General features: G+C 72.6%; 13 protein-coding genes. 9 read left to right on the top strand and 4 right to left on the bottom strand.

Annotated elements, in window-relative coordinates:
- Positions 1–61 precede the first annotated feature (61 nt).
- From OG710_RS19310 to OG710_RS19295, 4 genes are all read left to right on the top strand, one after another.
- Positions 62–1,654 (top strand): acyl-CoA carboxylase subunit beta, encoded by a 1,593-nt coding sequence (locus tag OG710_RS19310; RefSeq protein ID WP_330240433.1) that lies wholly within the window; start codon positions 62–64, stop codon positions 1,652–1,654.
- A gap of 30 nt (positions 1,655–1,684) precedes the next feature.
- Complete coding sequence (locus tag OG710_RS19305; RefSeq protein WP_111337836.1) at positions 1,685–1,891, top strand: acyl-CoA carboxylase epsilon subunit; 207 nt, start codon at positions 1,685–1,687, stop codon at positions 1,889–1,891.
- 77 nt (positions 1,892–1,968) lie between these two features.
- Positions 1,969–2,097, top strand: coding sequence for a morphogenic membrane protein MmpB (mmpB, locus tag OG710_RS19300; protein ID WP_274543556.1), 129 nt, complete (start codon positions 1,969–1,971; stop codon positions 2,095–2,097).
- 55 nt (positions 2,098–2,152) lie between these two features.
- Entirely contained in the window at positions 2,153–2,764 is a 612-nt protein-coding gene (locus OG710_RS19295) for a Maf family protein (protein WP_330240432.1), read from the top strand.
- 15 nt (positions 2,765–2,779) lie between these two features.
- Here OG710_RS19295 and OG710_RS19290 read toward each other — a convergent pair whose 3' ends face one another.
- The gene (locus tag OG710_RS19290) at positions 2,780–3,268 is read right to left on the bottom strand and encodes a hypothetical protein (protein ID WP_330240431.1); all 489 of its coding nucleotides are present in this window, start codon (positions 3,266–3,268) and stop codon (positions 2,780–2,782) included.
- Between the two features lie 372 nt (positions 3,269–3,640).
- On the opposite strand from OG710_RS19290, the gene OG710_RS19285 reads away from it, so the two are divergent.
- Together OG710_RS19285 and OG710_RS19280 are read left to right on the top strand one after the other, a co-directional pair.
- A complete protein-coding gene (locus tag OG710_RS19285) occupies positions 3,641–5,395 on the top strand; it encodes an acetyl/propionyl/methylcrotonyl-CoA carboxylase subunit alpha (RefSeq protein ID WP_111337833.1) in 1,755 nt (584 codons plus the stop codon).
- A gap of 125 nt (positions 5,396–5,520) precedes the next feature.
- Complete coding sequence (locus tag OG710_RS19280) at positions 5,521–6,120, top strand: TetR/AcrR family transcriptional regulator (RefSeq protein WP_330240430.1); 600 nt, start codon at positions 5,521–5,523, stop codon at positions 6,118–6,120.
- Positions 6,121–6,215: 95 nt separating this feature from the next.
- Here OG710_RS19280 and OG710_RS19275 read toward each other — a convergent pair whose 3' ends face one another.
- A complete protein-coding gene (locus OG710_RS19275) occupies positions 6,216–7,196 on the bottom strand; it encodes a DeoR/GlpR family DNA-binding transcription regulator (RefSeq protein ID WP_330240429.1) in 981 nt (326 codons plus the stop codon).
- Between the two features lie 171 nt (positions 7,197–7,367).
- Entirely contained in the window at positions 7,368–8,807 is a 1,440-nt protein-coding gene (locus OG710_RS19270; RefSeq protein ID WP_111337830.1) for an NAD(P)H-quinone dehydrogenase, read from the bottom strand.
- 275 nt (positions 8,808–9,082) lie between these two features.
- Here OG710_RS19270 and OG710_RS19265 point away from each other — a divergent pair, with 275 nt between their 5' ends.
- The 3 genes from OG710_RS19265 (at position 9,083) to OG710_RS19255 (ending at position 12,393) form a co-directional block, all read left to right on the top strand.
- Positions 9,083–9,520, top strand: a complete 438-nt coding sequence (locus OG710_RS19265; RefSeq protein WP_026171252.1) for a gamma-glutamylcyclotransferase — start codon at positions 9,083–9,085, stop codon at positions 9,518–9,520.
- A 152-nt stretch (positions 9,521–9,672) separates the two neighbouring features.
- Positions 9,673–10,497, top strand: coding sequence for a purine-nucleoside phosphorylase (locus OG710_RS19260; protein ID WP_330240428.1), 825 nt, complete (start codon positions 9,673–9,675; stop codon positions 10,495–10,497).
- Positions 10,498–10,746: 249 nt separating this feature from the next.
- Positions 10,747–12,393, top strand: a complete 1,647-nt coding sequence (locus OG710_RS19255; RefSeq protein ID WP_330240427.1) for a phospho-sugar mutase — start codon at positions 10,747–10,749, stop codon at positions 12,391–12,393.
- Positions 12,394–12,434: 41 nt separating this feature from the next.
- Here OG710_RS19255 and OG710_RS19250 read toward each other — a convergent pair whose 3' ends face one another.
- Positions 12,435–13,073 carry a PH domain-containing protein gene (locus OG710_RS19250; protein ID WP_330240426.1) on the bottom strand — a complete coding sequence of 213 codons (639 nt, stop codon included), beginning with the start codon at positions 13,071–13,073 and terminating at the stop codon, positions 12,435–12,437.
- Positions 13,074–13,116: the final 43 nt, after the last annotated feature.

Below are 13,116 nucleotides of genomic sequence, written 5' to 3'. Positions count from 1 at the left end.
GCGTTCCCCAGCGGATCAGCAGCACAGTCGTCCCCGTGACCAGGCAGGGAGCCGCCACCCGATGTCCGAGCCGGAAGAGATCGACCTCCACACGACCGCGGGCAAGCTCGCGGACCTCCAGCGCCGCATCGGCGAGGCCACCCACGCGGGATCGGCGCGCGCGGTGGAGAAGCAGCACGCGAAGGGCAAGCTGACGGCGCGCGAGCGCGTCGGCCTGCTGCTCGACGAGGGTTCCTTCGTGGAGCTCGACGAGTTCGCCCGGCACCGGTCGACGAACTTCGGCATCGAGAAGAACCGGCCGTACGGGGACGGCGTCGTCACCGGCTACGGCACGGTGGACGGCCGTCCCGTCTGCGTGTACTCGCAGGACTTCACGATCTTCGGCGGCTCGCTGGGCGAGGTCTACGGTGAGAAGATCGTCAAGGTGATGGACTTCGCGCTGAAGACCGGGTGCCCGGTCATCGGCATCAACGACGGCGGTGGCGCCCGCATCCAGGAGGGCGTGGCGGCGCTGGGGCTCTTCGCGGAGATCTTCCGGCGCAATGTGCACGCCTCGGGTGTGGTCCCGCAGATCTCGCTGATCGTCGGCCCGTGCGCGGGCGGCGCGGTGTACTCCCCCGCGATCACGGACTTCACGGTGATGGTCGACCGGACCTCGCACATGTTCATCACCGGCCCCGACGTCATCAAGACGGTCACCGGTGAGGACGTCGGTTTCGAGGAGCTGGGCGGCGCCCGTACGCACAACACCACCTCCGGGGTGGCGCACCACATGGCGGGCGACGAGAAGGACGCCATCGAGTACGTCAAGTCGCTGCTGTCCTACCTGCCGTCGAACAACCTCTCCGAGGCCCCGGCCTTCCCGGAGGAGGCGGACCTGGCGGTCACCGACGAGGACCGCGAGCTGGACGCCCTCGTCCCGGACTCGGCGAACCAGCCGTACGACATGCACACCGCCATCGAGCACGTGCTGGACGACGGCGAGTTCCTGGAGACCCAGGCCCTGTTCGCGCCGAACATCATCACCGGGTTCGGCCGCGTCGAGGGCTACCCCGTCGGCGTCGTCGCCAACCAGCCGATGCAGTTCGCCGGCTGTCTGGACATCAACGCCAGTGAGAAGGCGGCCCGTTTCGTCCGCACCTGCGACGCGTTCAATGTGCCGGTGCTGACCTTCGTGGACGTGCCGGGCTTCCTGCCGGGCGTCGACCAGGAGTACGGCGGCATCATCCGGCGCGGCGCCAAGCTGATCTTCGCGTACGCGGAGGCGACCGTCCCGCTGATCACGGTGATCACGCGCAAGGCGTTCGGCGGCGCGTACGACGTGATGGGCTCCAAGCACCTGGGCGCCGACATCAACCTCGCCTGGCCGACCGCGCAGATCGCCGTGATGGGCGCGCAGGGCGCGGTCAACATCCTGCACCGCCGTACGATCGCCGCCGTCGAGGACGCCCACGAGAGGGAGGCGACGCGCGCGGAGCTGATCGCGGACTACGAGGACACGCTGCTGAACCCGTACGTGGCCGCCGAGCGCGGGTACGTGGACGCGGTGATCATGCCGTCCGACACGCGGGCCCACATCGTGAAGGGGCTGCGCCAGCTGCGCACCAAGCGCGAGGCGCTGCCGCCCAAGAAGCACGGCAACATCCCCCTCTAGAAGACATCCCCTCCAGAAAGGGTCCTGGCCATGATCAAGGTCGTACGGGGCAACCCGACCCCGGAGGAGCTGGCCGCCGCGCTCGCGGTGGTCCGGGCCCGGGCGGCGGCCGCGTCCGCCGTGTCGTCCGGCCCGCCCCAGCCGCCCGCCGGCTGGTCGCACCCGAGCCGGCTGGCCCGGCGCGTCCGTCCGCTGCCGGGCCCGCGCGCCTGGGCCCGTACGTACTGGCCCGCATAGCCGCTGGTGACGCGTGGGGCGGTGGTTGAGTACGCGTACTCAGGCGCCGCCCGACGCCCGCCCGCGAGGATCACGTCATGCTCTGGTCCGACCCCGAGAACAAGCCCCCCAAGGAACTCCGCGACGCGGTGGACATGATGCGCCGAGCCGGTCTGCTGCTGGCGCTGGCGATGGTCGTCGCCATGTTCGTGCTGGGCACGCGCTGAGACCGCGCCCGGCCTCCCCGGGTCCGGCGCCCCGGTGTCCGGCGGCCTCCGTACGATGGCGGCCATGACCGCACCCCGCCGCCTCGTCCTCGCCTCCGCCTCCCCCGCCCGCCTCGGCCTGCTGCGCCAGGCGGGCTTCCGGCCGGAGGTCATCGTCAGCGGCGTCGACGAGGACGCCCTGACCGCCGCCACCCCCGCCGCTCTCGCCCTGGTGCTCGCCGAGGCCAAGGCGGCCGTCGTCGCCGCCCTTCCCGAGGCCGCCGGCGCCCTGGTCATCGGCTGCGACTCGGTGCTGGAGCTGGACGGCGAGGCGCTCGGCAAGCCCGCCGACGCCGAGGAGGCCGTCGCCCGCTGGAAGTCGATGCGCGGGCGCGCCGGGGTGCTGCGGACGGGGCACAGCCTGACGGACACCGCGACCGGCCGGACGGTGTCGCGGACGGCGTCCACCACGGTCCGCTTCGGCGAGCCGAGCGACGCGGAGATCGCCGCCTACGTGGCCTCCGGCGAACCGCTGCACGTGGCGGGCGCGTTCACCCTGGACGGGCGGTCGGCGCCGTTCGTGGAGTCCATCGACGGCGATCCGGGCAACGTCATCGGGCTGTCGCTGCCGCTGCTGCGCCACCTGCTGGGCGAGCTGGGGATCTCGGTCACCGACCTCTGGGCCTGACCGGGGGCCGGTGGATCAGGCCGGGGCGGGGGCGGGCGGCTGCTCGGGCTCCGGGCCGGGACCGGTCTTCGCCCCGGCGGCCGATCCGGCGTCCGGCGCGGCGGTCCGGGGGCCGTACGCCACCAGCGCGAGCACGATCAGTCCGAGCATCACCATCATCCAGGCGAACGCGGCCCAGCCGACGAGCCCGACCGTCAGCGCGCCGAGGACCCCGTGCAGGACGGCGCAGCAGATCAGCGCGATACGGGCGAGGCGGCCCGGAGCCCGGTCGCGCGCGCCCGCCAGCAGCAGGAGCACGGCGCACAGCAGCAGGAACAGCCCGGAGGCGCCGCCGAGCGCCCAGGTGCCCTTGGACATCAGGTCGGGGTCGGAACCGGCGAGGGACATCTCCTGGTTCTTCACGACCGTGCCCAGGACCAGGTGGACGACCGCGATGCCCACGGCTTCCACGACCAGCGCGAGGGCGGCCAGAAAGGCCGCCGGTCTGCGCACCACGAAGCTCACCCCCTGTTACCAGCAGTACGTCCGATAGCGCGGACCTTACTAACGAGTAATGGCCACGACAAGAGTCGTGCGGAACCCCGCTGCACCCCTATGCCTCCGGGCTTTCGCGCGGCGGGCAAAGAATTGCTCACCCCTTAGTGGGAACTCCACAAAGAATCACCGTTAGTCGCTGCCCGTGCCGATAGAGACCTGGGCCACACCTGGTCGCTACTGTGCGGTTTCAGAACCCGGCGTACCGTGGTGGCACAAGGGATTTCGCGACTCGAGCACGCCTCGAATCACACTCCGTGTGGGCAAGCTCACCATTGGGGACGGGTCGTAGGACCGTGTCGGTTGTCCCTAAACTCAGCTTGTTTCAAGGAGGGAGCCATCGTGCGCAAGGTGCTCATCGCCAACCGTGGCGAAATTGCTGTCCGTGTTGCTCGGGCCTGCCGGGACGCCGGTATCGGGAGCGTGGCCGTCTACGCCGACCCGGACCGTGACGCTCTGCATGTCCGCGCGGCCGACGAGGCATTCGCTCTGGGCGGTGACACCCCGGCGGCCAGTTACCTGGACATCGCCAAGGTGCTTCAGGCCGCGAAGGACTCCGGGGCGGACGCGATCCACCCCGGTTACGGCTTCCTCTCGGAGAACGCCGAGTTCGCCCAGGCCGTGCTGGACGCCGGTCTGACGTGGATCGGCCCGCCGCCGCAGGCGATCCGGGACCTCGGTGACAAGGTCGCCGCCCGCCACATCGCCCAGCGCGCCGGCGCCCCGCTCGTCGCGGGCACCCCGGACCCGGTCTCGGGCTCCGAGGAGGTCGTCGCCTTCGCCGAGGAGCACGGCCTGCCGATCGCGATCAAGGCCGCCTTCGGCGGTGGCGGCCGCGGCCTCAAGGTCGCCCGCACGCTGGAGGAGATCCCGGAGCTGTACGACTCCGCGGTCCGCGAGGCGGTCGCCGCGTTCGGGCGCGGGGAGTGCTTCGTCGAGCGCTACCTCGACAAGCCGCGCCACGTGGAGACCCAGTGCCTGGCCGACACCCACGGCAACGTGGTCGTCGTCTCGACCCGTGACTGCTCGCTCCAGCGCCGCCACCAGAAGCTCGTCGAGGAGGCCCCGGCCCCCTTCCTCTCCGACGCGCAGAACGCCGAGCTGTACGCGGCGTCCAAGGCGATCCTCAAGGAGGCCGGCTACGTCGGCGCCGGCACGGTCGAGTTCCTGGTCGGCATGGACGGCACGATCTCCTTCCTGGAGGTCAACACGCGCCTCCAGGTGGAGCACCCGGTGACCGAGGAGGTCTCCGGCATCGACCTGGTCCGCGAGATGTTCCGGATCGCCGACGGCGAGGAGCTGGGTTACGACGACCCCGCCTCGCGCGGCCACTCGTTCGAGTTCCGGATCAACGGCGAGGACCCCGGCCGTGGCTTCCTGCCGGCCCCCGGCACCGTCACGAAGTTCGACCCGCCGACCGGTCCGGGCGTGCGCCTGGACGCCGGTGTGGAGTCCGGCTCGGTCATCGGCCCCGCCTGGGACTCGCTGCTGGCGAAGCTGATCGTCACGGGTGCGACGCGTGAGCAGGCGCTCCAGCGTGCCGCCCGCGCCCTGGCGGAGTTCACCATCGAGGGCATGGCGACGGCCGTCCCGTTCCACCGCGCGGTCGTGACGGACCCGGCGTTCACCGCCGACCCGTTCCACGTCCACACCCGCTGGATCGAGACGGAGTTCGTCAACGAGATCAAGCCGTTCGCCGCGCCCGCCGAGGCGGAGGCCGACGACGAGGCCGGCCGCGAGACGGTGGTCGTCGAGGTCGGCGGCAAGCGCCTGGAGGTCTCGCTGCCCTCCTCGCTCGGCATGAGCCTGGCCCGTACCGGCCTCGCGGCGGGCGCCAAGCCCAAGCGCCGCGCGGCCAAGAAGTCCGGCTCCGCCGTCTCCGGCGACACCCTCGCCTCCCCGATGCAGGGCACGATCGTGAAGATCGCCGTGGAGGAGGGCCAGGAGGTCAAGGAGGGCGACCTGATCGTCGTCCTGGAGGCCATGAAGATGGAGCAGCCGCTGAACGCGCACCGCTCCGGCACGGTGAAGGGTCTGGCCGCCGAGGTCGGCAGCTCGATCTCCTCCGGCGCCGTCATCTGCGAGATCAAGGACTGACGCGGGTCCGTCCCCGGGTGCCCCGGTCGCGTCGTCGGACGCGACCGGGGCACCGGTGCATTCGGGGACGGCCACCCTCCGCTCGATGGCATGCTGGAGACCGGGGAGACAGGAGGGACCGCACCATGGCGATGAGCACGACAGGGGCGCCGGCCCGGCCCATGCGTGCCGACGCGCGCCGCAACTACGGCCGGCTGCTGGTGGAGGCGCGTACCGCCTTCGCGGAACACGGCACCGACGCGTCCCTGGAGGACGTCGCACGGCGCGCCGGAGTGGGCATCGGCACGCTCTACCGGCATTTCCCGACCCGGCACGCGCTGATGAGCGCGGTCTTCCAGGAGGCGGTGACGGCCCTGATCACCCGCTCCCGCGAACTGGCCGGGGCGGAGCGGCCGTGCGCCGCGCTGGTGGAGTGGCTGGGTGCGATCGTCACTCATGCGGGTGAGTACCGCGGACTGGCGCAGGCCCTGATGTCCACGTGCCGCGACGAGAGTTCGGCCCTGGCCCGGTGCAACACGCCGCTGCGCGAGGCGGGTTCGGTGCTGCTGAGCCGCGCCCAGTCGAGCGGCACGGTCCGCGCGGACGTCTCGATCGACGACCTGATGCAGCTGACGAACGCGATCGCGCTGGCAGCGGAACAGTCCCCGGACGACCCGGACCTGGCAGACCGTCTCCTGCAACTGACCCTGACGGGCCTTCGCGCCCCGGACCGCGCCGGGGGCTGAGCAGGGGCGCGGTCCGGCCCAGCGCCCCGTTCCAAGCCCCTCCGGCGATCGAGGAGCGGGGGTCCGGGGGCGTCGCCCCCGAACGCACCCTCGCGCTAGCGCCGCCGCAGGTCCGCGACTCGCGCCGCCCGGTCCCGCTCCACCTCGCCCAACGGCGCCGAAGGCGCCCCCGCGCCCGGCACACCGCGCAACCCCTGCCCCTGCGTGCGCCGCTGGCCGGGCAGCGGCATCTCGCGCCGCGTGCCCCGCGCCGGGGCGCCCGCGTCCCCGGCGGCCGGGGCCGCCGACGCGGCCCCTCCGCCCGCGACGGCGATCCGCACGCCCTGGTCCGCCAGGGCCTGCAACTCCGCCGCCGCACGGTCGTCGTGCGCGGCGGGCTCGTCCGTCACCAGATGGGTGATGAGGTCGGTCGGCACGGTCTGGAACATCGTGTCGGAGCCGAGCTTGGTGTGGTCCGCGAGGACCACGACCTCCGCCGCGGCCTGCACCAGCGCCCGGTCCACGCTCGCGGAGAGCATGTTGGACGTGGAGAGCCCGCGCTCGGCGGTGAGCCCGCTCCCGGACAGGAACGCACGGGAGACCCGCAGCCCCTGCAGGGACTGCTCGGCCCCGCTGCCGACGAGGGCGTAGTTGGACCCGCGCAGGGTGCCCCCGGTCATCACCACCTCCACCCGGTTCGCGTGGGCCAGCGCCTGCGCGACGAGCAGGGAGTTGGTGACGACGGTCAGGCCGGGGACGCGCGCGAGCCGGCGGGCCAGCTCCTGCGTGGTCGTACCGGCGCCGACGACGATGGCCTCGCCCTCCTCGACGAGGCCGGCGGCCAGGTCGGCGATGGCCGTCTTCTCCGCGGTGGCGAGATGGGATTTCTGCGGAAAGCCGGACTCCCGCGTGAAACCGCCCGGCAATACCGCACCGCCGTGCCGGCGGTCGAGGAGTCCTTCTGCCTCCAGCGCCCGCACGTCCCGCCGGACGGTCACTTCGGAGGTCTGGACGACGCGGGCGAGCTCACGGAGCGATACCGCCCCGTTGGCGCGCACCATTTCGAGGATCAACTGACGACGTTCTGCAGCGAACACGAAACTGACAGTAACGTGACCGGACGAGAGTTTTCAGCAGTTTGCGCCGAATAGCAGAAGTTGTACACACAGCCGGTCGCCAAGTGGTATACGCAGTCATCTGGTTGTCACTCGGCGATCAGCGGGTGTTCTCCGGCGGGTGCTGCCCGGCGGGCTTCGTCCCGCCGTTCGTCACGCCTCGCCCGTGCGCTTGCGGCTGTGCAGCTGGCGGGCGACCTCCGCGATCGATCCCGACAGGGACGGGTACACGGTGAAGGCGTTCGCGATCTGCTCGACCGTCAGATTGTTGTCGACCGCGATCGAGATCGGATGGATCAGTTCGCTCGCGCGCGGGGCGACGACACAGCCGCCGACCACGATGCCGGTGCCGGGGCGGCAGAAGATCTTGACGAAGCCGTCCCGGATGCCCTGCATCTTGGCGCGCGGGTTGCGCAGCAGCGGCAGCTTGACGACGCGCGCCTCGATCTTGCCGGCGTCGATGTCGGCCTGGGTGTACCCGACGGTGGCGATCTCCGGGTCGGTGAAGACGTTCGAGGAGACCGTCTTGAGGTTCAGCGGGGCCACCGCGTCGCCCAGGAAGTGGTACATCGCGATACGGCCCTGCATGGCGGCGACCGAGGCGAGGGCGAAGATGCCGGTGACGTCACCGGCCGCGTAGACGCCGGGCGCGCTGGTGCGCGAGACCTTGTCGGTGCGGATGTGTCCGGAGTCCTTGAGCCGGACGCCGGCCTCCTCCAGGCCCATGCCCGCGGTGTTCGGGATGGCGCCGACGGCCATCAGGCAGTGCGTGCCGGAGATGACCCGGCCGTCGGCGAGGGTCACCTCGACCCGGTCGCCGACGCGCTTGGCGGCCTGCGCGCGGGAGCGGGCCATGACGTTCATGCCGCGCCGCCGGAAGACGTCCTCCAGGACGGCGGCGGCGTCGGGGTCCTCGCCGGGCAGCACCCGGTCGCGGGACGAGACGAGCGTGACGCGCGAGCCGAGGGCCTGGTAGGCACCGGCGAACTCGGCGCCCGTCACACCCGAACCGACGACGATGAGTTCCTGCGGCAGCTCGTCGAGGTCGTAGACCTGGGTCCAGTTGAGGATGCGCTCGCCGTCCGGCTGGGCGTCGGGGATCTCCCTCGGGTGGCCGCCGGTCGCGATCAGCACGGCGTCCGCGGTGAGGGTCTCCTCCGTGCCGTCCGCCGAGGTGACGACGACCTTGCGGGAGCCGTCCGCGGCCTGCAGGCCCTCCAGCCGGCCGCGCCCGCGCATCACCCGGGCGCCGGCCCGCGTGACGGAGGCGGTGATGTCGTGGGACTGGGCGAGCGCCAGGCGCTTCACGCGCCGGTTGACCTTCCCCAGATCGACGCCGACCACACGTGCGGCCTGCTCGATGTGCGGGGTGTCGTCCGCGACGATGATGCCCAGCTCCTCGTACGAGGAGTCGAAGGTGGTCATCACCTCGGCCGTCGCGATCAGGGTCTTGGAGGGCACGCAGTCGGTGAGGACGGACGCGCCGCCGAGACCGTCGCAGTCGACGACGGTCACCTCCGCGCCCAGCTGGGCGCCCACCAGTGCCGCCTCGTACCCGCCGGGTCCGCCGCCGATGATCACGATCCGGGTCACGAAAAGTCCGCCTCGCGTTTCTCGTCCCACGGCCGTCTGCTTCCCCGGCCGGGGTCCGGGGGATCGCCCCGGTGGATGCAGTACGTACTTCATTGTCCCGCACGCGCCAAGGTGCTTCGCCCCGGGGCCCTCCATACGTGCGCCGGAGCGCACGGCGCACGGTCACGGCCGCCGAGTCCGCCGCCACGCCCCACCCCCTGATTCCACCCGTGTGTGCGGGCCCTTCCGCTCGGGAACCCGCCGCCCACGCCCCGTACTCCCGTACCCTCGATCACATGTCGCTCTACGCCGCGTACGCCGGCAACCTCGACGCGCGGCTGATGACGCGCCGCGCCCCGCACTCACCGCTGCGCGGCACCGGCTGGCTGAACGGCTGGCGGCTGACCTTCGGCGGGGAGCAGATGGGCTGGGAGGGAGCGCTGGCCACGGTGGTGGAGGCACCCCGCTCGCAGGTCTTCGTCGCCCTCTACGACCTGGCCCCCATGGACGAGGACTCCATGGACCGCTGGGAGGGCGTCGGCCTGGACATCTACCGCCGCATGCGCATCCGGGTGCACACGCTGGACGGCGAGGAGCCGGCCTGGATCTATGTGCTGAACGGTTACGAGGGCGGCCTGCCGTCCGCCCGCTACCTCGGCGAGATCGCGGACGCGGCCGAGTCGGCGGGCGCGCCGCACGATTATGTGATGGAACTCCGCAAGCGTCCCTGCTGAGCGGAGCGGCCGTGGCCGCCGTGGAAACGGCGGCGACCTGCCCCTTTGTCCCTGGCCCCGGCCACGGGTTGTCGGAACGCACGAACAAATGTCGCAAGACTCTGTACAGGGGCATCTACGCGCGTAGGGGTTCAGCGGTTACGCTCGTCCGCGTGAACGCATCAGTTATTCCGGACCACATCCAGGGCGACCCGTATGCGGCCGCCGCCGACGCCGCCGCCCGCCTGCGCGAGCTGACCGGTGCCGAGACTCACGACGTCGCCCTCGTGATGGGCTCGGGCTGGGCGCCCGCCGCCGCCTCGCTCGGCATTCCGGAAGCGGAGTTCCCGGTGACCGCGCTGCCCGGGTTCCCCGCCCCCGCCGTGGAGGGCCACGGCGGCACGGTCCGCTCGCACGTCATCGGCGACAAGCGGGCCCTGGTGTTCCTGGGCCGTACCCACTTCTACGAGGGCCGCGGCGTGGGCGCCGTCGCCCACGGGGTGCGGACGGCCGTCGCCGCGGGCTGCCGGACCGTCGTCCTGACGAACGGCTGCGGCGGGCTGCGCGAGGGGATGCGCCCCGGCCAGCCGGTCCTGATCAGCGACCACATCAACCTCACGGCGGCGTCCCCGATCGTCGGGGCGAACTTCGTGGACCTGACCGACCTGTACTCGCCCCGGCTCCGGGCCCTGTGCAAGGAGGTCGACGCGACCCTCGAAGAGGGGGTGTACGTCCAGTTCCCCGGCCCGCACTACGAGACGCCGGCCGAGATCAGCATGGTCCGCGTGATGGGCGGCGACCTCGTCGGCATGTCCACGGTCCTGGAGGCCATCGCGGCCCGCGAGGCGGGGGCCGAGGTCCTCGGCATCTCCCTGGTCACCAACCTGGCGGCGGGCCTCAGCGGCGAACCGTTGAACCACGAGGAGGTCCTCCAGGCCGGCCGCGACTCCGCAACCCGCATGGGCACCCTGCTGGCCCGAGTCCTGGACCGCATCTGACCGAGGTCCGGACCCACTTCCCGGCCCTGCGCCCCCAGCCCCGCCGGCGTTTGAGGCGCGGGGTCCGGAGCCGGCGCCCCGCGAACCCCAGCCCCGCCGGCGTTTGAGACGCGGGGGCCGGGGCAGCGCCCCGGTTTCGGGAAGGGGCGGGGTGGGGAACAGGCCCGCCGCAGGCGCCCACCCCCACCCGCCCCGCCCCGCCCCCGCACAGCGCAGCGCCCCGCGCCCCCACCCCGAAAGGCGACCACCGTGACCACGCCCCCGGACCTCCTCACCCGCGCCCGCGCCTGGCTCGCGGAGGACCCCGACCCCGACACCCGCGACGAGCTCGCCAAGCTCATCGACGCCCGGGACACCGACGAGCTGACCACCCGCTTCGCCGGCACCCTCCAGTTCGGCACCGCCGGACTGCGGGGCGAACTCGGCGCCGGCCCCATGCGCATGAACCGCTCCGTGGCCATCCGCGCCGCCGCCGGCCTCGCCGCGTATCTGAAGGCCCAGGGGCACCCGGACGGCCTCGTCGTCATCGGCTACGACGCCCGCTACAAGTCCGCCGACTTCGCCCGTGACACGGCGGCGGTGATGGTCGGCGCCGGGCTGCGCGCGGCGGTGCTCCCCCGCCCGCTGCCGACCCCGGTCCTCGCGTACGCCATACGGCATCTCGGCGCCGTCGCCGGTGTCGAGGTGACCGCCAGCCACAACCCGCCCCGCGACAACGGCTACAAGGTCTACCTCGGCGACGGCTCGCAGATCGTGCCGCCGGCCGACGGCGAGATCGCCGCCGCCATCGCGGCGGTCGGCCCGCTGGACGGCGTCCCGCGCCCCGAATCCGGCTGGGAGACCCTGGGCGAGGAGGTCCTGGACGCCTATCTGGCCCGTACGGACGCCGTGCTCGACGCCGCGTCGCCCCGTACCGCCCGCGTCGTGTACACCGCGATGCACGGCGTCGGCACCTCCGTGCTGACCGCCGCGTTCGACCGGGCCGACTTCCCCGCCCCGGTGCTCGTGGCGGAGCAGGCCGAGCCGGACCCCGCCTTCCCCACCGTGGCCTTCCCCAATCCGGAGGAGCCCGGCGCGATGGACCTCGCGTTCACCACCGCGCGCCGCGCGAACCCCGACATCGTCATCGCGAACGACCCGGACGCCGACCGCTGCGCCGTCGCCGTCCCGGACGCCTCGGTGGACGGCGGCTGGCGGATGCTGCGGGGCGACGAGGTCGGCGCGCTGCTCGCCGCCCACCTGGTGCGCCGGGGCGCCACCGGCGTGTTCGCCGAGTCGATCGTCTCGTCCTCGCTGCTGGGCCGCATCGCCGCGAAGGCGGGCCTGGGATACGAGGAGACCCTGACGGGCTTCAAGTGGATCGCCCGTGTGGAGGGGCTGCGGTACGGGTACGAGGAGGCGCTCGGCTACTGCGTGGACCCGGAGGGCGTCCGCGACAAGGACGGCATCACGGCCGCGCTGCTCGTCGCCGAGCTGGCCTCCGTACTCAAGGAGCAGGGCCGTACGCTCCCCGACCTGCTGGACGACCTCGCGCTGGAGCACGGGCTGCACGCCACGGACCAGCTGTCGGTGCGGGTGGAGGACCTGTCGGTCATCGCGGACGCCATGCGCCGGCTGCGGGAGCGGCCGCCGGCCGCCCTGGCGGGGCTGCCGGTCACCTCGGCGGAGGACCTGTCGCGCGGCTCGGACCGGCTGCCGCCGACCGACGGGCTGCGCTACGGGCTCGACGGCGCCCGGGTGATCGTCCGCCCGAGCGGCACGGAGCCGAAGCTGAAGTGCTATCTGGAGGTCGTGGTGCCGGTCGGCGCGGCCGACGAGCTGCCGGCGGCCCGGACCAGGGCCACCGAGCTGCTGAACGGCATCAAGCGCGACCTGGCGGCCGCCGCCGGCATCTGACGACGGCGTCGACGGGGGCGGGCGCCGGGCCCGCCCCCGGATCAGCCGGTCGCGCCGAGGACCACCAGCAGCACCGCGCCCACGACGCACGGCGCGATGACCTCGTACGCCCAGCGCACCGACGCCGTGGGGTCGCCGTCCAGCCGCTTGTCGCCCGCGCGCTCGGCCAGCTCGCGCAGATCGGCCACGGTCTGGTCGGCGGGCGCGGTACGCGACTTGGAGTTTCGTACGTCGGTGGTAACAGAAGTACGGCGGTAAGGATCGTCCATGGCCTGCCGGGACTGCTGCCGGGCGGCCTTCTTGCGCTGCCGCAGCGACACGGGCACGGCCCACAGCTGGTACTTCTTGCCGTCCTGGGTGAACAGCTCGCTCGAATACCCGGCCCGTACGTCGGCGACGTCGGTCCACGGCAGCGTGATCGTGCGGAACGGGTTGCGGACGCGGATGCGCCGGTCGTTGGCGGACACCACCGGGCGCAGTGTGAAGGCGACGATCAGCGGCACCGCGGTCAGCAGCCCGGCGAGCGCCATCCACGGCACACGTCCCTCGCCCCGGAAGACGGCGTCGCCGCCGATCCAGCAGAGGAGCGCGAGGAGCAGGACTCCCGTGGCCAGCCCGGCGGGCGACCGGAAGGTCCGGTCGGCGTAGGTGGGCTCGTCGGGAGGCGTGGGGCTCGTCATGAGGCCGATTGTGCCTGACGCGTCGCGGGGGCGCGGCGGGGCG

The organism is Streptomyces sp. NBC_00525 (assembly GCF_036346595.1).
Classification (GTDB): Bacteria; Actinomycetota; Actinomycetes; order Streptomycetales; family Streptomycetaceae; genus Streptomyces.
This window is presented reverse-complemented; position numbering and strand designations above follow the sequence as displayed.

Coding starts and splice junctions, on each gene's coding strand:
- OG710_RS19310 (WP_330240433.1), top strand. CDS start 62: ATGTCCGAGCCGGAAGAGATCGACCTCCACACGACCGCGGGCAAGCTC.
- OG710_RS19305 (WP_111337836.1), top strand. CDS start 1,685: ATGATCAAGGTCGTACGGGGCAACCCGACCCCGGAGGAGCTGGCCGCC.
- mmpB (WP_274543556.1), top strand. CDS start 1,969: ATGCTCTGGTCCGACCCCGAGAACAAGCCCCCCAAGGAACTCCGCGAC.
- OG710_RS19295 (WP_330240432.1), top strand. CDS start 2,153: ATGGCGGCCATGACCGCACCCCGCCGCCTCGTCCTCGCCTCCGCCTCC.
- OG710_RS19280 (WP_330240430.1), top strand. CDS start 5,521: ATGGCGATGAGCACGACAGGGGCGCCGGCCCGGCCCATGCGTGCCGAC.
- OG710_RS19265 (WP_026171252.1), top strand. CDS start 9,083: ATGTCGCTCTACGCCGCGTACGCCGGCAACCTCGACGCGCGGCTGATG.
- OG710_RS19250 (WP_330240426.1), bottom strand. CDS start 13,073: ATGACGAGCCCCACGCCTCCCGACGAGCCCACCTACGCCGACCGGACC.